General features: G+C 43.9%; 18 protein-coding genes, 1 tRNA gene and 1 pseudogene. 6 read left to right on the top strand and 14 right to left on the bottom strand.

The window, feature by feature from the left end:
- From QLG00_RS00955 to QLG00_RS00935, 5 genes are all read left to right on the top strand, one after another.
- Positions 1 to 77 (top strand) — tRNA-Met (locus tag QLG00_RS00955).
- A 204-nt stretch (positions 78 to 281) separates the two neighbouring features.
- A complete protein-coding gene (gene rimP, locus QLG00_RS00950) occupies positions 282 to 806 on the top strand; it encodes a ribosome maturation factor RimP (protein WP_004932478.1) in 525 nt (174 codons plus the stop codon).
- Positions 807 to 841: 35 nt separating this feature from the next.
- Positions 842 to 2326 carry a transcription termination factor NusA gene (nusA, locus tag QLG00_RS00945; protein WP_004943981.1) on the top strand — a complete coding sequence of 495 codons (1485 nt, stop codon included), beginning with the start codon at positions 842 to 844 and terminating at the stop codon, positions 2324 to 2326.
- An 11-nt stretch (positions 2327 to 2337) separates the two neighbouring features.
- Positions 2338 to 5043 carry a translation initiation factor IF-2 gene (gene infB / locus QLG00_RS00940; RefSeq protein WP_004932482.1) on the top strand — a complete coding sequence of 902 codons (2706 nt, stop codon included), beginning with the start codon at positions 2338 to 2340 and terminating at the stop codon, positions 5041 to 5043.
- Positions 5043 to 5444: a ribosome-binding factor A gene (locus tag QLG00_RS00935; protein WP_004932486.1), complete on the top strand. Its 402-nt coding sequence runs from the start codon at positions 5043 to 5045 to the stop codon at positions 5442 to 5444. The genes infB and QLG00_RS00935 overlap by 1 nt, the downstream gene beginning before the upstream one ends.
- 43 nt (positions 5445 to 5487) lie before the next feature.
- On the opposite strand, the gene QLG00_RS00930 is transcribed toward QLG00_RS00935, so the two are convergent.
- The 14 genes and pseudogenes from QLG00_RS00930 to QLG00_RS00865 form a co-directional block, all read right to left on the bottom strand.
- Positions 5488 to 5892 carry a Na+/H+ antiporter subunit G gene (locus tag QLG00_RS00930; protein WP_004932488.1) on the bottom strand — a complete coding sequence of 135 codons (405 nt, stop codon included), beginning with the start codon at positions 5890 to 5892 and terminating at the stop codon, positions 5488 to 5490.
- A gap of 9 nt (positions 5893 to 5901) precedes the next feature.
- The gene (locus QLG00_RS00925; protein WP_004932491.1) at positions 5902 to 6177 is read right to left on the bottom strand and encodes a monovalent cation/H+ antiporter subunit F; all 276 of its coding nucleotides are present in this window, start codon (positions 6175 to 6177) and stop codon (positions 5902 to 5904) included.
- Positions 6174 to 6701 (bottom strand): Na+/H+ antiporter subunit E, encoded by a 528-nt coding sequence (locus QLG00_RS00920; RefSeq protein ID WP_151764382.1) that lies wholly within the window; start codon positions 6699 to 6701, stop codon positions 6174 to 6176. The genes QLG00_RS00925 and QLG00_RS00920 overlap by 4 nt, the downstream gene beginning before the upstream one ends.
- Before the next feature lie 2 nt (positions 6702 to 6703).
- A complete protein-coding gene (locus tag QLG00_RS00915; RefSeq protein ID WP_282470369.1) occupies positions 6704 to 8512 on the bottom strand; it encodes a monovalent cation/H+ antiporter subunit D in 1809 nt (602 codons plus the stop codon).
- Complete coding sequence (locus QLG00_RS00910; RefSeq protein WP_004932497.1) at positions 8512 to 8880, bottom strand: Na+/H+ antiporter subunit C; 369 nt, start codon at positions 8878 to 8880, stop codon at positions 8512 to 8514. The genes QLG00_RS00915 and QLG00_RS00910 overlap by 1 nt, the downstream gene beginning before the upstream one ends.
- Before the next feature lie 2 nt (positions 8881 to 8882).
- A complete protein-coding gene (locus QLG00_RS00905) occupies positions 8883 to 11726 on the bottom strand; it encodes a monovalent cation/H+ antiporter subunit A (protein ID WP_004932499.1) in 2844 nt (947 codons plus the stop codon).
- Between the two features lie 325 nt (positions 11727 to 12051).
- Positions 12052 to 13422 carry an AAA family ATPase gene (locus QLG00_RS00900; protein ID WP_233746396.1) on the bottom strand — a complete coding sequence of 457 codons (1371 nt, stop codon included), beginning with the start codon at positions 13420 to 13422 and terminating at the stop codon, positions 12052 to 12054.
- 14 nt (positions 13423 to 13436) lie between these two features.
- Complete coding sequence (locus QLG00_RS00895) at positions 13437 to 14939, bottom strand: UvrD-helicase domain-containing protein (RefSeq protein WP_004943964.1); 1503 nt, start codon at positions 14937 to 14939, stop codon at positions 13437 to 13439.
- 9 nt (positions 14940 to 14948) lie between these two features.
- Positions 14949 to 15722, bottom strand: a complete 774-nt coding sequence (gene hisIE, locus QLG00_RS00890; RefSeq protein WP_119689874.1) for a bifunctional phosphoribosyl-AMP cyclohydrolase/phosphoribosyl-ATP diphosphatase HisIE — start codon at positions 15720 to 15722, stop codon at positions 14949 to 14951.
- Between the two features lie 228 nt (positions 15723 to 15950).
- Positions 15951 to 17570: an AarF/UbiB family protein gene (locus QLG00_RS00885; protein WP_282470368.1), complete on the bottom strand. Its 1620-nt coding sequence runs from the start codon at positions 17568 to 17570 to the stop codon at positions 15951 to 15953.
- A 13-nt stretch (positions 17571 to 17583) separates the two neighbouring features.
- Positions 17584 to 18249: a hypothetical protein gene (locus QLG00_RS00880; protein ID WP_119689873.1), complete on the bottom strand. Its 666-nt coding sequence runs from the start codon at positions 18247 to 18249 to the stop codon at positions 17584 to 17586.
- A 13-nt stretch (positions 18250 to 18262) separates the two neighbouring features.
- The gene (ubiE, locus tag QLG00_RS00875) at positions 18263 to 19207 is read right to left on the bottom strand and encodes a bifunctional demethylmenaquinone methyltransferase/2-methoxy-6-polyprenyl-1,4-benzoquinol methylase UbiE (protein WP_004943959.1); all 945 of its coding nucleotides are present in this window, start codon (positions 19205 to 19207) and stop codon (positions 18263 to 18265) included.
- A 170-nt stretch (positions 19208 to 19377) separates the two neighbouring features.
- Positions 19378 to 20082, bottom strand: coding sequence for a hypothetical protein (locus QLG00_RS00870; RefSeq protein ID WP_004943957.1), 705 nt, complete (start codon positions 20080 to 20082; stop codon positions 19378 to 19380).
- 238 nt (positions 20083 to 20320) lie between these two features.
- Positions 20321 to 21252 (bottom strand): annotated as a pseudogene (locus QLG00_RS00865) (IS5 family transposase).
- Between the two features lie 382 nt (positions 21253 to 21634).
- Between QLG00_RS00865 and QLG00_RS00860 the strand changes: the two are divergent.
- The coding region (locus tag QLG00_RS00860; RefSeq protein ID WP_282470367.1) for an ESPR-type extended signal peptide-containing protein at positions 21635 to 26205 on the top strand (4571 nt) is incomplete at its 3' end.

Genomic DNA, 26205 nt, shown 5'->3' with positions numbered 1-26205 from the left:
TGCGGGATGGAGCAGTCTGGTAGCTCGTCGGGCTCATAACCCGAAGGTCGTTGGTTCAAATCCAGCTCCCGCTACCAAGTTTCTAAGAGGGCTCACAGATAGGTGGGCCTTTTTGCACAGTGGATTTTAGGTTGCTGTGCAAAAATATAGGGGCGATTAACGCCCTTTTTTATTGGCTATCGTGTAGTGTCGACATCAATTGGTCAAATAGTCATGCTTCACTATAGTAAGTCTGAATCGGTCAAAGGACCGATTGAATCGCACAAAAATGACGAGAGTAAATGAAGTTATCAAACAAAACCCAAGCACTCCAAGATCTAATCGCTCCTGCAGTGCAAGCCTGTGACGTCAATCTTTGGGGAATTGAATTTATTCCACAAGGCAAGCGTTCATTATTGCGTATTTTTATTGATAAGCCCGTAGATGAGACTGCTGAACCTGTTGTAAATGAAGACGGGGAAACTGAGCTCGGACGTGGTATTGGCGTTCAGGACTGTGTTCGTGTGACCCAGCAAGTGGGTGCCATCTTGGACGTTCATGATCCGATTTCAGGTGAGTATGCACTTGAAGTTTCATCACCAGGTTGGGATCGACCGTTTTTCCAGCTTGAACAAATGTCTGCATATATCGGACAACAAGTCGCTCTGAGATTAATTAGCGCTGTCGAAAATCGTCGTAAGTTCCAAGCAAAACTGTTGCTCGTAGACCTTGAAAATGAAATGATTCAAGTAGAAGTGGACGGTAAGCATGTGCTTGAGATTGATAGTCATAATATCGACAAAGCAAACTTGATCTATCAGGACTAAATTCATTTAAATTAATAAGAATCTGTAGGTGACTTATGAGCCGTGAAATTCTTACCGTTGTAGAAACGGTTAGTAATGAAAAAGGTGTTAGTCGTGAAGCGATCTTCGAAGCGCTAGAACAAGCTCTTGTTGCGGCAACGAAGAAAAAATTCTACGAAGGCACAAATGCAGAAGAAGCGCAGTTGCGTGTTGAAATTGATCGTAAAACAGGTGACTACCGCACGTTCCGTCAATGGACGCTTGTGGCCGATGAAGATCATGAAATGCCAGCATGTCAAGACGCGATTTCTGATGTTGATTCATCAAAATGGTCAATTGGCGATGTGCGTGAACTTGAAGTAGAGTCGATCGAATTTGGTCGTATTGCTGCTCAAATTGCCAAGCAAGTGATTGTACAAAAAATCCGTGAAGCAGAACGCGCACTGATTGCAGATGCTTACGAGTCAAAAGTGGGTGAGCTCATTTATGGCGAAGTGAAAAAGCAAACCAAAGACGGTTTCATTATCGATCTAGGGGACAATGCAGAAGCGTATTTGGCACGTGAAGAAATGATTGCCAAAGAAATTTTGCGTCCTAAGCAACGCGTTAACGCAATTTTGTACAGCGTAAACCGTGAAGGTCGTGGTGCGCAGTTGCTCTTGTCACGTGCACGTCCTGAAATGCTGATGGCATTGATGAAAAAAGAAATTCCAGAAATTTCTGAAGAAATTATTGAGATTAAAGCAGCGGCACGTCAGCCGGGTGTTCGCGCAAAAATTGCCGTGAAAACCAACGACCATCGTATCGATCCTGTTGGTGCATGTATTGGTATGCGTGGTACGCGTATCCAAGCGGTTCAGCAAGAACTCAACGGCGAGCGTATTGATGTCGTGGTGTGGTCAGACGATCCAGCACAATACATCGCAAGCGCGCTTGAGCCAGCTGATGTATCGGGCATCGTACTCGATGAGGATACACGTAGTGCCGATATTATTTTTGCAACCAATGATCAGTTGGCGCGTGCAATTGGTTCACAAGGCCAGAATGTACGTCTTGCATCTGAATTAACTGGTTACAAACTCGACATGATGCTTGAAGAAGAGTATCGTGCTCGTCAACAAAATGAAGCACAGCAGTATTTGGACATGTTTGTCACACGTCTGGATATTGAAGAAGATCTCGCAATGGCGCTGGTTGAAATGGGCTTTACTTCTCTTGAAGAAATTGCTTACGTACCACCAGAAACCTTTGATGAAATTGAGCTTGATCAAGAGTTGGTTGAGTTACTTCAAAGCCGTGCAAAAGAAGCCGCATTAACAGATGCATTAAAACAGCAAGAAAATGTTCAAGAACCAAGTCAAGAACTTCTCGAAATGGAAGGCATGACTCGTGAGCTTGCATACGCTCTTGCAGCACGTGGTGTCGTGACAGTTGATGATCTTGCCGATCAAGCAACCGATGATATTTCTGATATCGAAGGTCTTGGTCAAGAAAAAGCAGGTCAACTGATTATGAAAGCACGCGAATCTTGGTTTAATTAAGGGGGTGGTACATGACGGACAAATCCATTAAAGAGTTAGCACTCAGTGTTGATCGTCCTGTTGAAAAGCTCCTTGAACAGGTTCGTGAAGCAGGTCTGCCACAACGTACAGCAAATGACATTATTACCACTGAACAGCAAAATACCTTGGTGAATTACTTGAAAAAGGTTCACGGGCAGGAAAGTGGTGCAGGAAAAATCACGTTGAAACGTAAAACTACCAGTACGGCAAAAGTGGCGAGCACATCAGGCAAAGCCAAAACCATTAACGTAGAAGTTCGCAAGAAGCATACGTTTACCAAGCCAAATCCTGAACAAATCGCGGCTGAAGCCAAAGCGCGTCAGGAAAGCGAAGAAAAAGCACGTACACAAGATCGTACGCGTCAAGTGGCGGAACAACCAAAGCGTGACGAAGTTGTAGAAAATAAAGCGCAAGCAACGTTAAACGCGATGCGTGCTGCTCAGCAAAAAGAAACCGCAAAAACCACAACAGCAACAGCTGAGGTGGTGGTAAAACGTAAATCGACCAATAAACCAATCAAGCCTGTCAATGTAAAACAGGTGGAAACGGCCGAACAACGTAAAGCGCGTGAAGCAGAAGCGGCTAAACTTAAAGCGACAGAAGAAACAGCGCGTCGTAAAGCAGCGGAAGAAGCGCAACAGCGTACACTTGAACAAATGCGCAAAATGGCGTCTAAGTATTCAAGTGACGAAGCGACTACGACAATTCGTGTGATTGATGATTCTCCACTTGCTTCAGGTCTAGTTGGCCAAGCTTATGAAGATTCATTTAAGCAAGAAGACCGTGAAATTAAACGCGGTAGCGCAACCACCAATCCGCGTGCGGGTAAAAAAGGTGGCCGCCGTGGTCAAGAAGAGCAAAGCTTTGTTAACCACAATAAACGTGGTTTGAAATCAAGCCAGGCAAATAAGCATGGATTTGAAAAGCCAGTTAAAAAGCAAGTTTATGATGTAGAAATCGGTTCAAGCATTGTTGTTGCCGATCTTGCACAAAAAATGGCAGTCAAAGTACGTGAAGTCATCAAATCACTGATGAAAATGGGTGAGTTGGTTAATCAAGATCAAGCGATTGATCAAGATATCGCTGCACTTGTTGTTGAAGAAATGGGCCATAACCCTGTTTTAGTTTCTGATACACAAGCAGAAGATAACTTGCTTGAAGCGGCTGAAGAAGCACGTGGTGAGCAAACGACTCGTCCGCCAGTTGTGACGATCATGGGTCACGTAGACCATGGTAAAACCTCGTTGCTTGACCGTATTCGTCGCTCGAAAGTGGCAGCGGGTGAAGCGGGTGGTATTACCCAGCACATTGGTGCTTATCACGTTGAAACGCCAAAAGGGATTATTACTTTCCTAGATACTCCGGGACATGCTGCATTTACTTCAATGCGTGCACGTGGTGCGAAAGCAACGGATATCGTGGTATTGGTAGTTGCAGCAGATGACGGTGTAATGCCACAAACTGCAGAAGCAATTGACCATGCGCGTGCAGCAGGTACGCCAATCATTGTTGCAATCAACAAGATGGATAAAGAATCTGCTGATGTAGACCGTGTGTTAAATGAATTAACAACGAAACAAATCGTTCCAGAAGAATGGGGTGGTGATGTTCCGATTGCTAAAGTTTCTGCACACAGTGGACAAGGGATCGATGAACTTCTTGATTTGATTTTGATTCAATCAGAATTGATGGAATTGAAAGCATCTTCTGAAGGTGCTGCGCAGGGTGTTGTGATTGAAGCACGTGTCGACAAAGGCCGTGGTGCAGTGACCTCGATTCTGGTGCAAAACGGTACATTGAACATTGGTGACCTTGTACTTGCAGGTTCATCTTATGGTCGTGTTCGTGCGATGTCTGATGAAAATGGTCAGCCAATCAAATCTGCAGGTCCGTCTATTCCAGTGGAAATTCTGGGCTTACCAGATGCTCCAATGGCGGGTGATGAAGTGCTTGTGGTCAATGACGAGAAGAAAGCTCGTGAAGTGGCTGATGCGCGTGCAGACCGTGAACGTCAAAAACGTATTGAGCGTCAAAGTGCAATGCGTCTTGAAAACATCATGTCATCAATGGGCAAAAAAGACGTTCCAACCGTCAATGTGGTCTTGAAAGCAGACGTACGTGGTACGCTTGAAGCCTTGACTGCAGCCTTGAATGAATTGTCGATGGACGAAGTTCGCGTTCGTGTGATCAGTTCTGGTGTTGGTGCAATCACAGAATCTGACGTAACGCTTGCAGAATCTTCTGAAGCAGTATTACTTGGCTTTAACGTTCGTGCCGATACAACTGCACGTCAAAAGAGCGATCAAGACGGCATCGACATTCGTTACTACAGCATCATCTATGAATTGATTGATGATGTGAAGAATGCCATGAGCGGTAAGCTTGCACCTGAACACCGTGAAACCATCTTGGGTGTTGCTGAAGTGCGTGAAGTATTCCACTCAAGCAAGTTTGGTGCAGCAGCGGGCTGTATGGTACTTGAAGGTATGTTACATCGTAATAAGCCGATTCGCGTATTACGTGATGACGTGGTGGTCTTCCAAGGCGAGCTTGAATCTCTTCGTCGTTATAAAGATGTGGTAGATGAAGTTCGTGCCGGTATGGAATGTGGCCTTGCGGTGAAAGGTTATAAAGACATCAAGGTCAAAGACAAGATCGAAGTCTATGATGTTCAATTAATTAAACGGAGTCTTTAATGGCGGGTAGCCAACGCTTAAAGCGAATGGCGGATTCAGTGCAACGTGAGTTGTCTGAACTGATCCGTCAGGAGCTGAAAGATCCTCGCTTAGGTGGTCTAGTGACTATCTCGGCGGTGAAAGTCAGTGCAGACATGGGTTATGCGGAAGTTTATGTCACAGTAATGGGGCGTGAGCTCGGTGATGAGCAAAGTGAGGCAGCAAATAAAGAAACGCTAGACGTTTTAAATAAAGCATCTGGTTTCTTGCGCCATGAACTAAGCCGTCGCATCAAGACACGTATTACGCCTAGATTGCGTTTTCATTATGACAAAACCAATGCCTATGGTAATTACATGTTTGGTTTGATTGAAAAGGCAGTACAAGATCTGCCAGAACAGTCGCCTGAAGATAAATCTTAAATAAAAAAAAGCCACCTTCGGGTGGCTTTTTTTTGCTGCACTTTTAATCCTTGGGAGGATCCATAGGCGGTTTAGTCGATGAAAAGCGTTGACCGAATTTATAGCGATCCCACGGTAAAGGACGATTAATACTTTCAGGCACTTCACCACTTAAAGAGCGTAAACGCAAATGTAATGCCGCCTGTGCCATCAAGTTGGCTGAAACGGGTGCTGTGATAAATGCCAGTAAGGTAATGATCAGCTCTGCAAAGCCGAAGCGACCATGAAATGCAGAATAAATAATTGAGGCAATCAAAAAACCGCCCAAACCTAAAGTACTGGCTTTGGTAGGTGCATGCAGGCGCATAAATAGATCGGGCAGGCGAATCATGCCAATTCCACCAATCAGAATAAAAAAGGCGCCAATCAATAAAAAGATCGAAACCAGAATTTCCATGATCAATTGCATGAGTTGCTCCTAGTCAATGACATGCCCAGTGGTAAAATAACGTGCCAATGCGACAGTCGAAACAAAGCCCAGCATGGCAATCAGCAAGGCGCCTTCAAACAGATTGGTGGTGGCCCAGTAAATTCCCAGCACAATCACCAAGCAGGTTGCATTTAAAAACAAGGTGTCGAGTGCCAGTAGTCGATCAATAACCGAAGGCCCCATGACCAAACGAATCAGGCAAAGAAACATCGAAATCGTAATGGCAACCAAACAGATGCCTAAAGCATAAGGAAGTATGGTCATGCGCGATCTCCTTGATTTAGATCGACCTCAAAAATGGCAAGTAGCGGTTTTTCGTAGCGATCTTTAATATCTTGAATATCCAGCTCAGTATCGTCTGTGCTGAGTGAATGCACCAGAATATCACCACGTTCCTGATCAATACCCGCAGATACGGTGCCAGGTGTGGTGGTAATAATCATCGCCAGCAAACTGTTCACCTGTTCATGCTGGGTTTCTAGCGGTACACGATACCATTTGGGACACAAACGATCGGTTGGCCCTAGCACCAATTTGGCCACGCGAATGTTGGAGATTACGATATCCCAAAGCACCACAAAAACCAGCTTGATGGCCAGCGTCCAGTGAATGTGCGGCGTACGTTTAATAAACGGACGCATCATTCGTGGAATAAAAATACCCAGTAAAGCTGCCAAGAGCAGATGTCCAAACTCCACGCTATGCGACAGCATGAGCCAGCTCAATACGACAATCACTGAAACAAATGGATGAGGAAACCAACGTTCAAGTAAAGAATCTTTTTTCATCTCTATTGCTCCATTGGTTTGAGTTGGGCATCACTTGGTGCAACTTGCTCGTTTTTAAGCTGCTGTTCAATCTGGCGCAGTTTATAAGACGAGATATGTTCACCGTTTAAACTATTTGGCGACACAACATACGGAATATAGTGGGCATTGGCATCCGGCGCTTCTCCGCCATATTTGGTTTCCGGCAAATAGGTTGGATCAAAAGCTTGAATGCTAATCACTTGGCCTTCACGGTCTTTTTTCAATACCTGATCGACATACAATGAGCGATCACGTATTTGTTCGGCGGTCGCTTGCGTGTATTGCTGAATGGGCGATGCGAAAACGACGTAAGCCGTTAAAATACTTAAAAACACATAAATCGTGATGTTATTGCGTGCCGGAGCACGGTCAGGTAAAGCCTGATAAAGTACATATTCTGGTTGTGTTGGATCTTGTTCAGGACGGCTTGAGCGCCAAAACAGCACAAAGCCCACACGAGTCAGTGCAATAATACTGAGCAAACTCACGATCAAAATAATGGCAATAATCCAGCCCTGATACGCCGACTGTGCTGTGGCCTGTAAAATAAAGACTTTACCAAGGAACCCACTAAACGGGGGCAAGCCTGCAAGCATGAGTGCAATCAGTAGATAAACAATGGAGAGTAGCTTGTCTTGTTTCATTTGCGGCGCAATTTTAAGGTGATCCTTAAATTCACCACGTTGCGCAGTAATCCAGCCTGAAAACAGATAAAATGCTGCTGCAATCAGGGTACTATGCACCAGATAATACAGTGCTGCAGCCCATGCTTGCGTGTTGGCCATGGCAATGGCAATTAGTAATGTACCGACCGACGATAAGATCATAAACCCGATAAAGCGACGTAAACGATCTGCTCCAATAGCGCCAATCACACCATAAATGGAGGTGATCAGGCCAATTGGTAGTAGCCATTGCTGTAACATCGCTTGTGAGAAGGTGTCATCAAATACCGTACCATTAACACGTAAAATGGCATAAATCCCCACTTTGGTCATAATGGTGAAAATTGCAGCGACGGGCGTTGTAGCCACAGCATAGGTTTTCGGTAGCCAAAATCCAACAGGAAGCATGGCTGCTTTAATTCCAAAAACCACAAATAACAATAAGCCACCCGCTGCTGCAAGTTTGTGTGCATCAGGCTCAAGAATTGGCATTAAGCGCGCCACATCCGCCATATTGAGACTGCCAACACTGCCATAAATCATCCCGAGGCCAATCAAAAATAGTGCAGAAGCCAGCAAGTTGATGGTGACGTAATGTATTCCCAATTGAAACCGCGCTTTGCCTTGTGTATGTAACAGCAGTACATACGATGCCAACAGCAAAACTTCAAAAAAGACAAACAGGTTGAATAAGTCGCCCGTTAAAAATGCCCCGGACACGCCCATGAGTAAAAAATGAAACATGGTATGGAAATAACGACCACGCGCATCCCACTCTTTGCTGGCAAACCACAGTACAGGTGCAGCAAGGGCATAAGTAAGCAACAGCATGAATGCAGACAAGCGATCCAGAATCAACACAATGCCAAACGGTGCCGACCATTCTCCGAGTTGATAAACCGTAATCTGGCCGGTATTGGCGATCATGAAATAACTAATCGCGGTTGCCAGACTCAACAAGATTGAAACTAAACTGATGCCGCGACGCCATGGTTGGCGCGGATCGTGATCTAAAGCGCCCGATCCGGGATTCCCCAACAAAATGAGTGCAAATGCAGTAAAAGCCGGAATTAAAATACTCATGATTGGTGCATGAGCATGCCAGAAGGTCATAAAATCAAACATTATGGCTTGTCCTCACGCGGGTCATAGTTCAGTGATGGATCTTCTTTTGAATCGACATGATCGGTTCCAGACTCATAACGACTGCGGATGGCCAATTGCACCACAAAGGCTGTGGTCGCAAATCCAATCACAATCGCAGTCAACACCAAAGCCTGAGGTAAGGGGTCTGTTACATTGGCTGTTTCGGTGAGTACGGCAGGAGAGTTTGTCTGCAAGCGTCCCATGGCAAACAAAAATAAATTCACAGCATAACCAATCATGGCCAGTCCCAACACGACGGGAAAGGTACGCGCACGTAGAATCAAATAAATACCAGTTGCAACCAATAATCCGATTGCAGAGGCCAGTAAAAACTCAAGACTTATCATGGTCAATCTCCTTCACGTAGAACAGGACCAGACATGGTGGAATGTCGAGAATCCCCCAAGACTGAAATCAGCAGCATGGTGGCGCCCACAACCGTGGCATAAACGCCCACGTCAAAAGCTGCGGCACTGGCCAGATGCATTTCTCCCAAAAGTGGCGGATGTACATAAATATGCGCACTGGTCAAAAATGGACGTAACCAGTACCATGCGGCTAAACCCGTAAGCCCTGCAATCATGAGTCCTGAACCAATCCAGATTTCATATAAGCGACCAGACTTAGCTTGCAATAGACGCTCAGCGCGATCCTGACCCTGTGCAACATACTGAATGATCAATGCCATGGAGGTAATCAAGCCAGCAATGAATCCGCCTCCAGGATAGTTATGCCCACGTAAAAAGATATACAGGCTCACCACCAATGCCACAGGAAGTACCCATGAGGCTGTGGTTCTGAGCATGAGAGGAGAGGGATTAAAACGATAGGTCAGACCTGGTGTCACGCTGGTGCCGTGGATTCGCATGCCATCCATGAGGCACAGTGCACCCAAGGCAGCAATTCCGAGTACCGTGATTTCACCGAAGGTATCGAAGCCACGGAAATCGACCAGAATAACGTTGACCACGTTTGAACCGCCGCCAAGTGGAAGCGATTGTTGTAAGAAGAACCATGAAATTGAATTGTGATCACGCGTTAGAATCAGCCATGCAATCCAGCCCACCCCAGCGCCACCCAAAATCGCGATACTGGCATCGCGCCAGCGACGCGTACGTTTGGATTCATACGGTGTAAGTTGTGGCAGCAATGACAAACTCATCAGCAATAACACTGTGGTCACCACATCGACGGTAATTTGGGTCAAGGCAAGGTCAGGTGCAGAAAGGCCGACAAACACCATGGTCACCACCAAACCAATCGCACCGCTGATCAAGACAGCTTTGATTCGTTCATGATGGAACCAGATCATCATCCAGCAGGCACAGAAAAGTACCAGCCATAACACCACAGCAGCCCACGGTGCCAGTAACAGCTCACGTGTTCCTGTGGTCAAGCCCTGATTCACCAGAGGTGTGGCGACAATGGCAATGCTAAAAAGTAAAATCCAAAACAGATAAAGCTGTAATGATCCGGTTTCTGTGCTGAGCTTGATTTTACGACTGCCCAACAATAAATAATGAAGGAAACGATCAAACAGCTCACGCCCTTGCAAGCGCCCCAAATAAGGGTCTAAATCGATATCGCGTAAGCGCTGACCTTTTGCAAGTGCAAAATAAAACAATGCCCCACCTACCAGTGCGATGACACTCATCAGCAGTGGCAGATTAAAACCATGCCAAATTGCCAGATGACTTCCTGCAAAATCTGGTGTCATCAGGCTTGCACGGGTGGTTTGATTAACAATGTTTTCGACCAAGAGCGCCGGTAAAATACCGACTAAAATACACAAAGTTGCCAGCAAGATTGCAGGTAAACGCATGCCGATTGGTGGTTCATGTGCATTTTTATTGGGAACTTTACTGCCGATTGGACCATCAAAAAATACGCCGTGTACCAGTCGAATCGAGTAACTCACGGCAAAAATACCCGCCAGTGTTGCCACGATAATCGAGAAGATCAGCGCACCACCCGAAAGATTGGCCACCAACTCGGTAAAGAACATTTCTTTAGAGATAAAGCCATTGGTGAGTGGGACGCCAGCCATCGAAGCGGCAGTGATCATGGTCAGGGTGCCGGTAAAAGGCAGCATTTGCCAAATTCCGCTGAGTTTGCGTAAATCACGTGTTTGGGTTTCGTGGTCGATAATTCCCGCGATCATAAACAGCGCTGCTTTAAAGGTGGCATGGTTAATGATGTGAAAAATCGCCGCAGCCACCGCAAGCGGTGATCCGATACCGAGCAAACACACAATAAGCCCTAAGTGGCTGATGGTGGAATATGCCAAAAGACCTTTTAGATCTTCTTTAAAAATCGCAAAGAAAGCAGCCATACATAAGGTAAATAGGCCGACAAACGTCACGATATTATGATACAGCGCTGCACCCACAAAAATTGGAGCCAAACGTGCCAGCAGGAAAATTCCTGCCTTCACCATGGTTGCAGAATGCAAATAGGCCGAGACAGGTGTAGGGGCTGCCATGGCATTGGGTAACCAGAAGTGAAACGGGAACTGCGCGCTTTTGGTAAATGCACCCAGTAGAATCAGCAGCAAAGCCGGTACAAACAGGCTATGTGATTGAATCAGCTCTTTCATTCCGAGCAGTTGATCAATCTGATAAGTTCCTGCGATTTGACCCAGCAAAATAAATCCACCCAGCATCGCAAGACCGCCCATACCTGTAATGGTAAGTGCCATACGTGAGCCACGCTGTGCCGCTTCGTAATTCCCCCAATACCCCACCAGTAAAAAAGATGAAATACTGGTCAATTCCCAAAAAATCAGGAGCAGAATGAGGTTATTGGAAAGTGAAATTCCCAGCATGGCTGCCATAAAAATCATCAGCAACATATACAGCTTGGAGAGGGAATTTTTGGCGCTCAGGTAATAATATGCATAGATGTAAATCAGTGTACCGATGCCGGTAATGAGGAGGCTAAACAGCAAGCCCAACGCATCGAGACGAAAACTGAGATTGATTCCAAGTTGAGGTAGCCATGCCCAGCTTTGCTGAACAACGGCACCACTAAATACCGCCTGAGCTTGGGTCAAGAGCAAACTGAAACTGGCGAGACTGACCCCAATGGCACCGAGTGCGGTGATCCCTCGAGAAAATCGCTGCAGAAATAAGACAAGTGTTGTGCCTAATATTAACGGTAATAAGATAATGATCGGTAACACGCTGGTATCCATGTCATGAGTTAGGCCGCAGCCTAAACGTGAATCTTATCTTTTAAGCGGTCTAGGATGACAAAGAGCCTTCCAAATATTGATCACTTAAAAACCAAAATAGAACAAAGCAAGGAAAAAACAAGCTGTATTGCGCAACTTGAAAAAACAAAATAAAACTATCCAAAGCAGTATACAGGATAGAAAATAAACACACCTCAACGCTTACATGAAAATAACATTATCAAAGACTTAAATGAAGACTTCAGGCTAAGATAGTGATTTTCATTGATAGGTAATTTCAATTGTAACACAAAATCTGATTTAATTTGTTAATTATTCAGCCTATTTATCGTGCGGAATCAACATGCGGTTCATCTGAGGGTAAATCTGGCTTGAGCAGCTGAATCAGTTGCTGTTTTTGTTCTGGCGAAAGTGACTGAATTTGCGCCACTAAACCATCTAATTGCTCGGTGCCAGCCAGTAAGCAAGGCGACTCATCGGGAGCCGATTCAGTCGCTTGATTAAACAGTCGATTATAGATTTGATCATAAAGATGTACTGGGGCACTGGGTTCAATAGTGTGAATTTGAAAATGGATCAGTTTCAACGATTGATAATCGCTGGCATGCTCAAGTAATTCGTCCCGATTGCCTGTCGCGATAATTTGAATGGCCGGAAAGGCACGACTCAGACGCTTTAATATTTCATGCGAAAGCTGATGGTCCAGCTGTGCATCGATATGGTCGATCATCAAAATCCCTTCGCCTTCAAGGCAAGGGTACAGACTAAATGGATTCAGCAAGCATAGGCGTCTGACCACATCTCCCACCAGTGCGATCCAGACTTTGAGTGAGTTAGACAATTGTTGATAAGGGAGGAGCTGCCCTTGGTAATGCACCATAAGTTGCAATTTAGGATGATACTCAAGGTAAAGATCGGTCAATTCAGGAAAAACCATTTGCAAACTATTTTTCAGTGCTTGTAAATGTGGCGTTTTTAATTGAGCCTGCGCATGAAACATTACTTCTTCAAGTTGTGTTGCATTGCTGTCTTCATCATGTTGGGTGACGCGTTGTAGAAGCTGAGCAGCCTGAGCATTTTCAACATCACTGACTTCACGCAACCATTCAAAAAAGCGTGCAAATGTGGTGTAGGGTGGCGTCACAGTTTCATAGGCAGAAATGGGTTGAAACACCGCCGGAATATTTTTGCTGAGTAAATTTACTTCGTGAATAAAACGATCGGCAGGGTAGTAAGCGATCAGAGGCAGCCCTTGTAACGGATCTTGATGTATGGCGTGCTGATAAAGACTAACCAGTTGTTCAAGTTGTTGCGTATCAACTTGACTGATGCCTGTCCCACTGGCCGATAAGGTTTTAAATAGTCGCCATGTGCATCCGTGAGCGTCGTATTGTTGTACATCGCTGCTTTCTGTAATCACGCCTATTTCAGCAGGAAATTGGACATCTAATTGGATTTTTGCCTGCGTTTTTTGAAAGCTGATATCTTGATCTTGCATGACAATGCCGGCAGCACGCGCGTCTTTAAAGCGTGCAGGAAACCAGCTGAGCGCCTGAAAAAGATGCTTGAGCAGCGTGGTTTTACCTGATGAATGCTCACCCAGAATCAATGTGACGGGCTTTTGAGCGTAATCGAACTGTACGTCAAGGTTTTGAAATGGACCAATATGTTTTAGACGGATCGATTTTAGCTTCATCAGTGGCTCACTCTCTATACGACAGATGTACTCAAGCGCTGTGACGAGCGTAACTTGAGCTGTTGCACAAGATCATAAATATGATGGATGTTCAAACTTACTTTAGCACGTGTACAAGCCACATAGAGCAGACGAAGTTCTTCATCTGTAATTTTATGCTCTAAATTGTTAATTTTAAATTGGTAGTCGTCTTCAATATGCACGCGGTTCCACTCAAGACCTTTGGCTTTATGTGCCGTTGAGATCACATAGTCTGCTTGCTCAATCGGCGTAATCTTGGACAATGCCTTTTTAAGAGGGGCTGTACCGTGGTCATCGACCAGTTTCACCAAAGGCTTAATGTCACTGCCATCATTGGTTTCACAATATTCATGTACATCATGCCATGAATTGAACCATGCCAGCTCTGGAACGTCGGTCACACGTTTGCCCTGTTTGAGCTGGCTGGCCGCATCGACAAAGCGATTGAGTTTATTGTGATCGGCTTGCAGGCTGACTTTATCGCCATGAACCAGACCAGAGAGGAGTAACTCCATGGCACGGGCATTGGTTCTGCACAAAATCGCATCACGCTGTTTGGTATGCGGTTTGTTGACGACTTTTGAATTCAGTTCGGGATTGCCCAGTAGCGGGATGGTTTCATTCAGTCCATACAGCAGATGATTGGCAATATCGGCAATACTTTCGCCAAAGCGAAACGAGGTGGTCAGGCGTGACTCAGGCAAGGGCAGTTGTTGCATGGCATTGACTGCACCGCGCCAAGCATAAATTTGCTGATGCGCATCCCCTACATAAATCACTTGGGTACTACGTTGTTTGAGCAAGATGCCGAGCATGAGTGGATCGGCATCTTGTGCTTCATCAAATAGCACATAATCGGCTGGAATGACGGGATTTGATAACGCCCAGAGCTTGAGGTAGATATCGTGCCCGATACCCGCCTGATGCTGTGGATCAATCGATTCTAGCCAGCGCCGCTCAACTGCCGGATAAAGATGCTGTTGAAGCTGATCGATGTCATCGGGATGCAGCCAGCTCGGTGCCTGAATATGTCGAGGTGCAGGATATTGCGAGTTGGTCGAGCAAAAGTAACTGACCGTGTTGGCCACTAAACTGGCTAGACGACTGGGCATCAGCACATATTTTTCGTAACGCCCGCCCATCAATCGACGTAAAGTAATCGGCTCAAGCCGATAATCCTTGGCCATAAAGCTGGGGCTGAGTCGTGGTAAGCGAAGTTTATCGGTAACGCCGCGTGGCACACTACGAAATGCCAATGAATGAAAGGTTCTGCAATCCACTTGTCGATGAAACTTTTGCTGTGCCTCACTGGCAATGGCTTTGTTAAAAGCCAGATACATGCCACGCCGTGCAGGCATGGCATCACTGATCATTTGCAAGGTGGTGGTTTTTCCTGTGCCTGCATAGGCAATCACCTTAAACGATTCACCCAAACGGGCATTGTCAATTGCGGTCGCTTGTTCGTATGTGGCTTTTGGTTTTTCTTGGCTCGACACAGGTGGCAGTTATCCTTTTATCCGATTGGCTTTTTCGACCAGACCCGATAGGCCTTGACGTCGTGCCAGTTCATTGAGTACCAATTCAGGACTGAGATCGAAATAGCCCAGCATGATAATGCTATGGAACCAAAGATCGGCTGTTTCATAAATTAAATCATTGCGCGTTGCATCACTTGGTTGGTGTGCAAACTCTTTAGCCGCCAGCAGGGTTTCAATATTTTCTTCACCCACTTTCTCTAGAATCTTGTTTAGGCCTTTTTGATACAGACTGGCCACGTAGGAGCTGTCTGCTTGTGCCTGCTTACGCGCTTGCATGAGCTGACCAAGGTAGGCAAGAACATCGATTTGATCATTGGTCTTGAGAGTGTCGTGTGGCTCTTGCTTGGCCGTTTCACCATAAATGGCGGTTGGATCTTTGAGCTGCGCATCAACGATTTCCCAACCTTGTGGAGTCAGTACGCGATAAAAACAGGATTCACGGCCTGTATGGCAGGCAATGCCACCGTGCTGCTCGATCTGTAAGATAATCACGTCCGCATCACAGTCGAGACGAATTTCATACACGGTTTGAAAGTGCCCAGATTCTTCGCCCTTATGCCAAAGCTTTTGACGCGAACGTGAGAAATACACGGCCTGTTTTTTTTCTGCGGTTAAAGCCAAGGATTCACGATTCATCCAAGCGACCATCAAAATACGACCAGTTTGATGATGCTGCGCGATGGCTGGAATTAATCCTTGTTCGTTAAATTTTACTTCATCGAGCCATTGCACGTTGTTCATGAGACATCACCAATATGGAAATAGAAAAAGAGTTGTTGGTCATTTAAGACGGTTATAGTGTACGGCATCTGACCGGATTTGCGAAAAAAAACTCGATCTTTTGGCCAGATTCATGGGGAGCTTTACCGGCATATACGAAAAACTGGGCCATATGGCCCAGTCGGATTGGCGTACTTCATTAGGCAGATAGCGCTCATGAAGCAGCCTGCACGAGATTACGCCGTGCTTTTATTTGGTCACGCGCCAGAGTGCAATCAGTGTAGCCACGACAATTAAAGGGGCTGAGAAATACCACGGTGTAATCACAGCAATACTGAGTAAAATTGCAATCATGCTGCCAAAGATCCAGCTCCGCTTTTGTTGCTGTTCCATTTGCAAACGTAATTGCAGAATTTCACGCACCTGACGATCTTGCCATGCAGATTGATTTTTTAGTCCGTTTAAACTGTCGATCATTAAGGTCGGGAGGTCATGCGCACCCAATAACAGATCAGGAATTTGCTGACCCAGCGCCTTCATGTTTTTGACTGGATTCATTTCCGCTTTCACCCATTCAGTCAAAATAGGTTTGGCCAGTTTCCAGATATCCAGCTGTGGATACAAATCTGTGCCCAAACCTTCTACATGGACCAATGTTTTGAGCAGCAGCATCAGTTGAGGTGGAATTTCCAAACGAAAGCGTCGGGCAATATCCATCACCTGCAATAAAATACCGGCAAAGTCGAGCTGATCCATGGGTTTAGAGACCATCGGGCCCACGGTACGGCGCATTTCACGAGCCAAAGCATCCTGATCGGTACCGGGTGGAATCCAGCCCGCTTGGTGTACAATCTGAATCAGCTGCATAAAGTTGCTGTTCATTACTGCCAGTAGCATGCGTGCAACGGTCATCTGATCCGATTTGGACAACTCGCCCATAATCGCACAATCGAGTCCAATGAAACGTGGATTACTTGGATTGAGGGTTTCAACAAAGACATTGCCAGGATGCATGTCGGCATGGAAAAAGTTGTCGCGGAAAACCTGTGTAAAGAAAATCGTGAGACCTTTTTCGGCCAGTTGTGCACGATCCATACCAAGGCGATCAAAGGTGGCGGTATCGGAAATCGGCACACCTGTAATGCGCTCTGCCACCATCACCTCGGTACTGTCCATATAAACTTCGGGCACATACATCATGCTTGAGCCCGTAAAGTTATGGCGCATGCGACGGGTATTATCCGCTTCAAGTGTGAGATCCAGTTCATTGAGAATGATCTGACGGTAATCTTGAATAATTTCAGTTAAATGCAGTGCGCGTGCGGCCTCAATCCGGCTTTCGAGCCATTGACCAAGCCATGTGATAATTTCAAAATCTTGCAGAATCTGACTGCGAATATCGGGACGTGTGACTTTAACCACCACTTCTCGACCATCAAACAAAGCCGCGGTATGCACCTGTGCAATTGAGGCAGCGGCAAGGGGCTGTTCGTCAAAACGTGCAAAAAGTGTATTTACATCGGCTTTCAGCGCATTCTGGATCCGCTGTTTGGCAATCTGGGTATCAAATGGCTTAACCTGATCTTGTAATAATACCAATTGTGCTAAAATTTCAGGTGGAATTAGATCACGACGTGTCGAGAGCAATTGCCCCATCTTGATGGCCAGTGGCCCCATATCTTCAATGGCTTCTTTGAGCTTGAACGGATTTTTACGTTCACGGCTCGACCATGCGGCAGGATGCAGACGGATCAGATTAAGGGCATGGCGTGCTTTGGTAGGCAATTCTTCCGCAGGAAACAGGGTGTCGAGCCGATAGTGTGCAGCAATACGCCAGAGTTCGAGTAACCGTGAAACGTGCGGAACCATAGTCAGTTGTCACCTAATTGTTGGGTAGTATCTTGGTTTTAAGTTGTGAAAGTCTGGCTTCGAGTCGATCCAGCTCTTGATTCAATTTACGGGTTTGACCTTGAAGCGCGTTCATTTGCCAGCGTGAAGCAAACAAACCGGTATCTTCTTTGAGTGCATCTTCAGCAAAAAATAATCCGCTTTCGACTGCACGTTTGAGGTGTTTGGGCACACCACCGAGTTTGCCCAGTTCATGTGCAAGCGCAGGGCCAACCCATGGACTTAAATGTGATGCAAGATCAGGTTCAGCTTCATTTAAAATACGCTGAATGTCTTGCAACAGATGATAATCACCTTGAAGCGGTACATTACCGATCTGCTCTGGATCGCTGAGGAGCAATTTAAGGAGCGAGATGACATTGGGCACATGCAAGGTAGCGGTGGCGTCGATGACGCAGTGTTGTTGATCAAAAGGGCGTTGTTCAAAGATTGACGCTTTCTCGGCATGTCCTGTCACTGTAGGTTCAAGACGCACCTTGTGTTCATCAAAAAACACATCCACCGACAGCTGCGGACTGTCAATCACCACACGCAGCAGCTTGCCTTGAAGACGGTTGAGCTGGATGCGGGTAATGGCATCCAGATCGATAAAATGATGAATACAGCGTTCGATTGCACCTAGCGCAAGAATCGACCACATCAGATTACATCCTTTAAAGTTTGAATCCGCGGTGAACAGCCACAATACCGCCGGTGAGGTTGTGATAGTCGCAGTTTTTAAAGCCAGCCTGCTCCATCATACCTTTTAAGGTACGCTGATCAGGATGCATACGAATCGATTCGGCCAGATATTTATAGCTTTCGGCATCGTTGGCTACAAGTTTGCCCATGATTGGCAAGGCAGTAAATGAGTAAAAATCGTAAAGCTTTGAAAAAGGTTCAAAAACGGGTTTTGAAAACTCAAGGACCAACAGGCGACCACCCGGTTTTAGTACACGATACATCGCTTCAAGTGCGGCATCTTTATCGGTGACGTTACGTAAGCCAAAGCTGATCGTCAGCAGATCAAAGCTGTTGTCTGCAAAAGGTTCGAGTGTTTCGGCATTGGCCAGTACAAAATCTACATTGGTACAGCCTGCATCGAGTAAACGGTCACGCCCGACGTTAAGCATCGACTCATTGATATCGGAAAGTACGACACGTCCTTGAGGGCCGACTTCACGGCTAAACACTTTGGCAAGATCCCCAGTACCGCCCGCAATATCCAGCACATGCTGCCCACGGCGCACACCCGACATATTAATTGCAAAACGTTTCCATAAACGATGAATACCAAATGACATCAAGTCATTCATGATGTCGTATTTACTCGCCACGGAGTGGAACACTTCGGCCACTTTTTGGGCCTTATCTTCGGCTTTTACAGTTTGATATCCAAAGTGTGTGGTATCACCGACATTGCCTGTTTTACCTGCACCCCGTGGTAAATTGTATTTTGGTACATTACTGATCGGTGCATCGTTGAATTCTTGTTGTAACGACTGTTGCTGACCTTGTGGTGTGCCTTGAGGAAGTGGGCTATTCAGGAAAGGACTGGTACTGTCTGAACGTTGAGCCGGCTCAGTAGGAGTAGTGGGCGTTTGATTTTCGTTAGACATGATGTCGCTCCTGAATGTAAACACACATGATCAAATGATAATGGCTGTGCATGATGACAGAGTTTGGAGTTGTTTGACAGACGTCATCATGCAATTGTTATTAATACTATACATAAAATGCAGCAGTGCAAGCATGGCATGCACCCTGCTGAAAACGTAAGGAAAGCAGATCAATAAAATGGATCAGGATGCCCTGCATGAACCTTTTCAACAATCTCGCGCTCTTTGTGGGTAAAGGCCTTGATAAACGCTTCAGCCGACTTCATGGGTTTCATGGCGCGAAAGCCTTCATCAATAAAGTGATACATCAACTCAAAGTTATGCTTCATGACTGGCCCTTTGGCCATTTTAAATGCGGTATACATTACAAATGAGCGCATATATTTATCAAGCGCTTTGCCGAGGTCATCGAGTAAAGCCAACTGATGTAGTCGCTGCGCTTTCTGGTCGAGCTGAATTAAAGTTTGACGCATCATTTCGTCTGTAATGGGTGTGTCGACTGGATAGTCTTTAAGAAGTTGCAGTGCAATTTGTTCGTCTAATTCAAGCGCAAGAATGGCTAAACTAATCGATTTCGTCCCCGTTTTGATGGCATTGTCGGGCACCAGTTTTTCAACTTTGTGGGCATATTTGAGTAATCGTTCAATTTGAGCCGCCAGTGGATCAAAGTCGGGGCCACCATATAAACGATTTAAAAAATAATCTGTCATTAAGCGATATTGTGGTTGTTCAAACAGATCGGAATGGGTATGTATCATGCGGGCTTTGAGCCAGCTTTGTGCATCAAAAAGACGATCGCGCAAAATCGGATCATGATGATGCGCAAGCGCATGATACTGCTTTAATAAGTCATCAAATGGAGCAAGCTTGGACATAACGAACGTGCAAAAAGAACATATTTAGAAAAGCATACGTTGCTTTCATGAGTAGAGCTATGGCTATTCAATTTCTAAATTGAAAAAATAGTCCAACAATGACGTTTGTGTGTAAATTGATTTGGTAGGAATTTATAATGATTAAAAGAGCTATTTTTTTATTTAAAAACTATTTGGCGGTAATTGGGTTCTATTGCATAAAGTGTTTAAAGGTAAATTTCGTATGGGTAGCTAAAATTCAAGTGATAACTTGGGTACGAGAACGATGTAACTCTGTAAATTTCTCTAAAATTTCTATATTGCTATGAACTTCATTGACTTGACTTTAAAGGTTCATAGCACTGAATTTATCGCCTAGTAATTTGATGTAATCCATCTTGGTTTCGACTAAATTTCGGCAATGATAGTCTGATTATTTTTTATAGTGTCTTGCCGAAAAGTTGACTGTTTGAAGTCATTCATTTCGCTCTCGTAAATGAACTCTATTATCTTAAAAAGACCCTATATTTTTTCCTCAATGAAATCACTGCTCGTACTACCCATTTTCAATGACCTGACGAGATTGTTTATATCATTAGCTTGATCTGTATAGATTGAATCAATCTACTCGTCCAAGGGGGAGATTTGATTAAATAAACCCCTCAGAACTTGCGAATCACTGACATTATTTTTGTAAGCTGAACTGCTTTTATTTGCATGATTTTATCATCTATACCGATATGCGGTCTTACGCCATTGACGACGATATTCCGGCTAATATCCATTTGCCTTCAACTAAAAACTTTAAGCTAGTAGAGGTGAGAAGTAGGTGAACTCCTTCACTACTTTTCTGATAGCCGATTACAGCATCAATATCTCTTTGTCTTATGCAAATGACGGAATACGAATATTACTGATATTCAGAGCTATCCAATTTAAAGACAAAGCTTAATGAGGCTTTGCAAAAAACAGTGACCATACGTAAAGAGAGACGAAATAGTGATTTGATCATAAGACAGCATTAAATAGTCGCATCATAATAAGTTTGATTTGGTCTGTATTTGCTCTTAGTTATGTACACCATTGATTAGTCGGATCAAACCAGATTGAGAGATTTCGTCGATTGATTAGTGCTTAGTTCTAAGAAGATCAATTGGTTGCACGATAGATTTTAGGGGCGAGCTTATTCATGTCGAAATTATATTGCTTAATAAGTTTTCAAGAATAGGTTTGTATGACTAAGCCTTTATCATGTTAATTTTTAATAAAAGATATTATTTTAAAACAAACATAAAAATTTAATTTAATTAACTCAAGTTGATTCTGTAACAATACGTATAATTACTTGAAAACAATAATACCTTCTTAAGTTTTTGTTTAGATTGAAAAAATTTAATTGGAATCCTTACTGTTTTTCTGAGATAAATTTTATGTAAATGAGTGAAAATGTGATGTAATTGTCAATTTTTTAATATATTATTTACACAAAGTATGCAAATCTTAACACAGTTTGTATAAGTAGTTAATTTATTGCAACTCACGTCACAATTTACTAATTTAGGGTAAAGTAAATATGAATCAAGTTTACAAGGTTGTTTGGAATGCATCTCTAGGTGCGTGGGTTGCGGTATCTGAACTAGCAAAAAACAAGACAAAAACAAGAACTGTTAAAAGTATTGCTGCTACTATTCTACTTGGTGTAGCTATTCCTGCTTACGCTGATGTCATAGCAGGAAATAATATTACAGTAACAGCTATAAATGGGGATACAAAAATTGAAACCACGGATAATCCAAATTTTAGTACTGTAACGGCAACTGGAACAATTAAAGGGCAAACCTTGGAGTCAACTGGTGCTGCAACTGTAGGAAATGGATTAACTGTAACTGCTGGAACAACTTCACTTAAAGATACGACTGTAAATGGGGTACTTAACACAACGGGTGCGGTTAATGCAAATTCATTAAATGTAACCGGCAATACAACTGCAAGTAATATTACAGCTAGTGGAATAATCAAAGGTCAAACCCTAGAATCTACGGGTGCTGTAACGGTAGGAAATGGTTTAACTGTAACCGCGGGAACAACTTCACTTAAAAATACCACTATAAATGGAACGCTAAGCACTTCAGGTATTGCTAGCTTAAATGGTGGTGCTAGTCTAAATAACAAAATTATTAATAATCTGGCGGCTGGTACAGTGGATACCGATGCTGCGAACTATGCACAGGTTAAAGCTGCTAAAACTCAAATAGCTGCGAGTGGGAAAAATACAAGTGTTACATCTACCACTGGTAGTGATGGTCAAACAATTTATACAGTCAATACGATTGATAATCCTAATTTTACAAGTGTAACAACAACTGGTGCGGTAACTGTAGGAAATGGTTTAACTGTAAACAGTGGAACAACATCTCTTAAGAACACATCTGTAGATGGTACTTTAACGACTTCAGGTGTTGCTAGCTTAAATGGCGGTGCTGATTTAAATAATAAACAGATTAAAAATTTAGCTTCAGCAACAACGGATGGTGATGCTGTTAATTTAGGTCAAATTAAGAGTTTACTGGGCGTAAATGATCCTAGCGTTACTTATAATGGTATTAAGTATTTCCGCACTAAATCTATAAATGCAGATGCGCAAGCAAATGGTGATGAATCAGTAGCTATAGGCCCTCAAGCAAAGTCAGATGGGTTGAGCGCTATTTCAATAGGAGATCAAGCATTAGCTTCTGCCGATTCGAGTATTAGTATTGGTAAGACAGCAAAAGCATCTGCCGCTGGCAGCATAAGTTTAGGTGAAAAATCTCTGGCTTATGCTCAAAACAATGTTGCTATTGGTAAAGAATCATCTGCTTTAGGTTTAAATAGCACTGCAATAGGTGCAACGACGGGAACTCCAAGAACACCACAATTGACAAGAGATACCAATAACAATAATCGTATTGTTGCAGTGGATGGTATTCCTGTCACTACAGATCCAAATTCAACAGGTCAAAATATTTCGAATATTACAGCGATTAATAATACTCCTGTAACACCCGCTCAACTGAATAGCTTTATGAGTCTGTTAAGTAGTGGTGCCAATCTCGCTGCTGGTAAAAACAGTCTCGCACTTGGCACATCGAACCTAGCGACAGGTGACTCAAGTGCCTCTATTGGGGCGATAAATGCTGCTACCGGAAATTCAAGTACTGCTGTTGGGTCCGGAAATAAAGCGATTGGTTCTTCTAGTATAGCGATTGGTGATAATAGTATTGCAAATGGAGGCGGTTCTACTGCAATTGGTAAACAGGCTTCTTCTAATCGACAAAATGCAGTTGCTATCGGTAGTGGAGCAACTGCTGATACTGATTATGGTATCTCGATTGGTCAAAATGCGGGTCAAGGTTCATCTCAGGGAACGACAAATGATCGGGTCGAGCATATTGCGATAGGCAAAAATGCTGGACAGAATGTAATTGGAAATCAGAATATTGCGATTGGCAGTGGCGCTGGTTCAAATTTATCTCCTGACAGCAATTCTAGTTCAGATAGTAATATCGCAATTGGTATTGGTGCTGGTAGTGGTATGAATGGTGACGATAATATTTCTGTAGGTCGTAACAGTAATATTAACGGTGGTGCAATTTCGCGCGCTATCACACTGGGATCTGAGACGAAAGGCTCTAGTCAGTCTGTGGTCGTTGGTACTGCGTCGAAAGTAAACTCGGGAACTGATGCAACTATCGTCGGTTATAATGCTCAAGTAAATGGTTCTGGTGGTGTTGCCATAGGTTCAAATACTGTAGCAGCAGCCAATAATGTTGCATTAGGAACAAATAGTAACGCTAATCTGAATTCAACAAAAAATGCATATTTGGTGCCTGATACTATTGCAAACGTTGCAAGTGTCGGTTATAGCGTTGTCTCTGTAGGTAATGGAACCACAACCCGAAGAATTACCAATCTTGCTCCAGGTGGTAGTCCAACAGATGCTGTAAATGTCAGTCAGTTAACACAACTACATCAAGATGTATCGACCATACTTGGCTTGTCAGGTTCTACGGATAATAAATTTGGCGACGTGAATGTTAATGGTACAAAATACTCTAGTCTTATAGCAGCGATTGCAGCTGGTGGTAATGGTGGTGCATTACCAACTGGTTATTATGTGACTTATACCAATGCAGATCAGAATAATATTGTTCTTAGTTCAAACGGAGGACAGGGAACAACGATCAATAATGTTGCGACTGCAACGACAAATGATCAAGCTGTTAATTTAGGACAAGTAAAAGCCCTTACGAAAGATGCAACTGTTAAATATGTGTCAATTAATAGTACTGACGGTGCTAACAATTCAAGTGATCAAGCTGTAGCGAATAACTCACTGGCGATTGGACCAAGTACTGGTACATCTTCTATTGCTGAAAATAGTATTGCTTTGGGAAGTAATGTTCGTACAGAAGCTATTAATAGTATTGCAATCGGGAATGCTGGGACTCGAGCCAAAGGCAATAATTCAATTGCGATTGGTAAAGAAAATACGACTGCTGATATCAATAATATCGCATTAGGAACTTTAGTCAGTACTAAAGGAGCAGATAGTATTGGGATAGGTAAAAATGTCCAGACAGATGCTACAAACAATACTACAAATTATGCTGTTGCAATTGGTAGCGAAGCAGAAGTACAAAATGCAGATCAAGCAATTGTCGTTGGCAGAAAAGCTATAGTAAGCGCTGATAATGGTATTGCAGTTGGTAACGAAGCAAAAGCTTCCGCACAAAATGCAAATGCAATCGGGAATGAAGCAAAAGCTTCTGCACAGAATTCAAATGCAATTGGTAATAAAGCAGAAGCTTCTGCACAGAATTCGAATGCAATGGGGAATGGAGCAAAAGCTTTAGGACAAAGCGCGAATGCAATAGGTGATGGTGCAATTGCATCAGGTCAATATTCTACTGCATTAGGTACGGCTTCAGCTTCAGCTGATAATACGATAGCTATCGGTAAGCAGGCAGAAACATCAGCACTTAATGCGATTGCGGTTGGTACTGGTGCAAAATCTGAAGGTCAACAAGCGATTGCGATCGGTCAGTTGGCAAGAGCATATGATGAAAGTTCAATAGCAACAGGCACGGGTGCTAATGCTTATAAAAAGAATACGATTGCGACAGGTACAAACTCAAATGCCTATGCAGAAGCTTCTATTGCTCTAGGGGCTAATGCAATAGTCAATAATACGCACAGTAATGCTGTAGCACTAGGCAGTAATTCTCTCTCAGGTGATTACAACCAAACCACCAAAAGTACGATTAATGGTAAAGAATATAGCTATGCAGGTGCTGGCACAAATTTATCGACCGTAAGTATTGGCGCTATAAACAAAGAACGTCAAATTATAAATGTTGCTGCCGGGCGTGTTTCATCAACCAGTACTGATGCAATTAATGGTAGTCAACTTTTTCAAACGAATGCAGAAATATCAAATTTAGCAAATAAAACTGCACTGGCATTAGGAGGAGAAACTGTCTCTAATCAAGCAACTGGTGGTATATCTGCGCCAAGTTATACGGTTACAACAAATCCTGCAGGAAATGGTAGTAAAGTCACCGTAAATAATGTGGGTGCTGCGCTTTCAGCTTTAGATGGTGCTGTTAATCAATCGATCGGCTTTGCAGGAGATACGGGAAATAATGCTTCACGTAAGTTAGGTGAAACTTTAAACTTAAAAGGCGGTGCATCTGGTACATTGACGACTAGTAATATAGGTGTTGTCGCAAATGGATCGAATCAACTTGATATTCGACTTGCTGAAAGTATTAATCTTGGAACCAATGGTAGCGTAACAACAGGTTCGAGCAGTATCAAAAACAATGAAGTAAAAGTGGGCTCAAACTCATTGACGAATAGTGGGTTAAATATTGGTAATGTTAATATTAACAGTACTGCTAACACAGTTGTAGGATTGAACAATACAACTTGGAATCCGGCAGGAACTTATAATAGTGGTCGTGCTGCAACTGAAGAACAATTACTTTCTGCGCAAAACCAACTGAATACGACATTGACCAATAAAGGCCTGAACTTCCGAGCGAATACAGGTGCCTCAGACAATGTGAAGCTTGGTGAAACCATCACCCTTGCAGATGGTACAAA

The organism is Acinetobacter sp. V89_7, assembly GCF_029967895.1.
GTDB lineage: Bacteria > Pseudomonadota > Gammaproteobacteria > Pseudomonadales > Moraxellaceae > Acinetobacter > Acinetobacter soli.
Note: the sequence above shows the minus strand (reverse complement) of the source record. Positions and strands in the feature narration are given on the sequence as shown.

What these genes read in the sequence shown, in the direction of transcription:
- rimP (WP_004932478.1), top strand. Translation starts at nt 282, where the DNA reads ATGAAGTTATCAAACAAAACCCAAGCACTCCAAGATCTAATCGCTCCT.
- nusA (WP_004943981.1), top strand. Translation starts at nt 842, where the DNA reads ATGAGCCGTGAAATTCTTACCGTTGTAGAAACGGTTAGTAATGAAAAA.
- infB (WP_004932482.1), top strand. Translation starts at nt 2,338, where the DNA reads ATGACGGACAAATCCATTAAAGAGTTAGCACTCAGTGTTGATCGTCCT.
- QLG00_RS00935 (WP_004932486.1), top strand. Translation starts at nt 5,043, where the DNA reads ATGGCGGGTAGCCAACGCTTAAAGCGAATGGCGGATTCAGTGCAACGT.
- QLG00_RS00930 (WP_004932488.1), bottom strand. Translation starts at nt 5,892, where the DNA reads ATGCAATTGATCATGGAAATTCTGGTTTCGATCTTTTTATTGATTGGC.
- QLG00_RS00925 (WP_004932491.1), bottom strand. Translation starts at nt 6,177, where the DNA reads ATGACCATACTTCCTTATGCTTTAGGCATCTGTTTGGTTGCCATTACG.
- QLG00_RS00920 (WP_151764382.1), bottom strand. Translation starts at nt 6,701, where the DNA reads ATGAAAAAAGATTCTTTACTTGAACGTTGGTTTCCTCATCCATTTGTT.
- QLG00_RS00915 (WP_282470369.1), bottom strand. Translation starts at nt 8,512, where the DNA reads ATGTTTGATTTTATGACCTTCTGGCATGCTCATGCACCAATCATGAGT.
- QLG00_RS00910 (WP_004932497.1), bottom strand. Translation starts at nt 8,880, where the DNA reads ATGATAAGTCTTGAGTTTTTACTGGCCTCTGCAATCGGATTATTGGTT.
- QLG00_RS00905 (WP_004932499.1), bottom strand. Translation starts at nt 11,726, where the DNA reads ATGGATACCAGCGTGTTACCGATCATTATCTTATTACCGTTAATATTA.
- QLG00_RS00900 (WP_233746396.1), bottom strand. Translation starts at nt 13,422, where the DNA reads ATGAAGCTAAAATCGATCCGTCTAAAACATATTGGTCCATTTCAAAAC.
- hisIE (WP_119689874.1), bottom strand. Translation starts at nt 15,722, where the DNA reads ATGAACAACGTGCAATGGCTCGATGAAGTAAAATTTAACGAACAAGGA.
- QLG00_RS00885 (WP_282470368.1), bottom strand. Translation starts at nt 17,570, where the DNA reads ATGGTTCCGCACGTTTCACGGTTACTCGAACTCTGGCGTATTGCTGCA.
- QLG00_RS00880 (WP_119689873.1), bottom strand. Translation starts at nt 18,249, where the DNA reads ATGTGGTCGATTCTTGCGCTAGGTGCAATCGAACGCTGTATTCATCAT.
- ubiE (WP_004943959.1), bottom strand. Translation starts at nt 19,207, where the DNA reads ATGTCTAACGAAAATCAAACGCCCACTACTCCTACTGAGCCGGCTCAA.
- QLG00_RS00870 (WP_004943957.1), bottom strand. Translation starts at nt 20,082, where the DNA reads ATGTCCAAGCTTGCTCCATTTGATGACTTATTAAAGCAGTATCATGCG.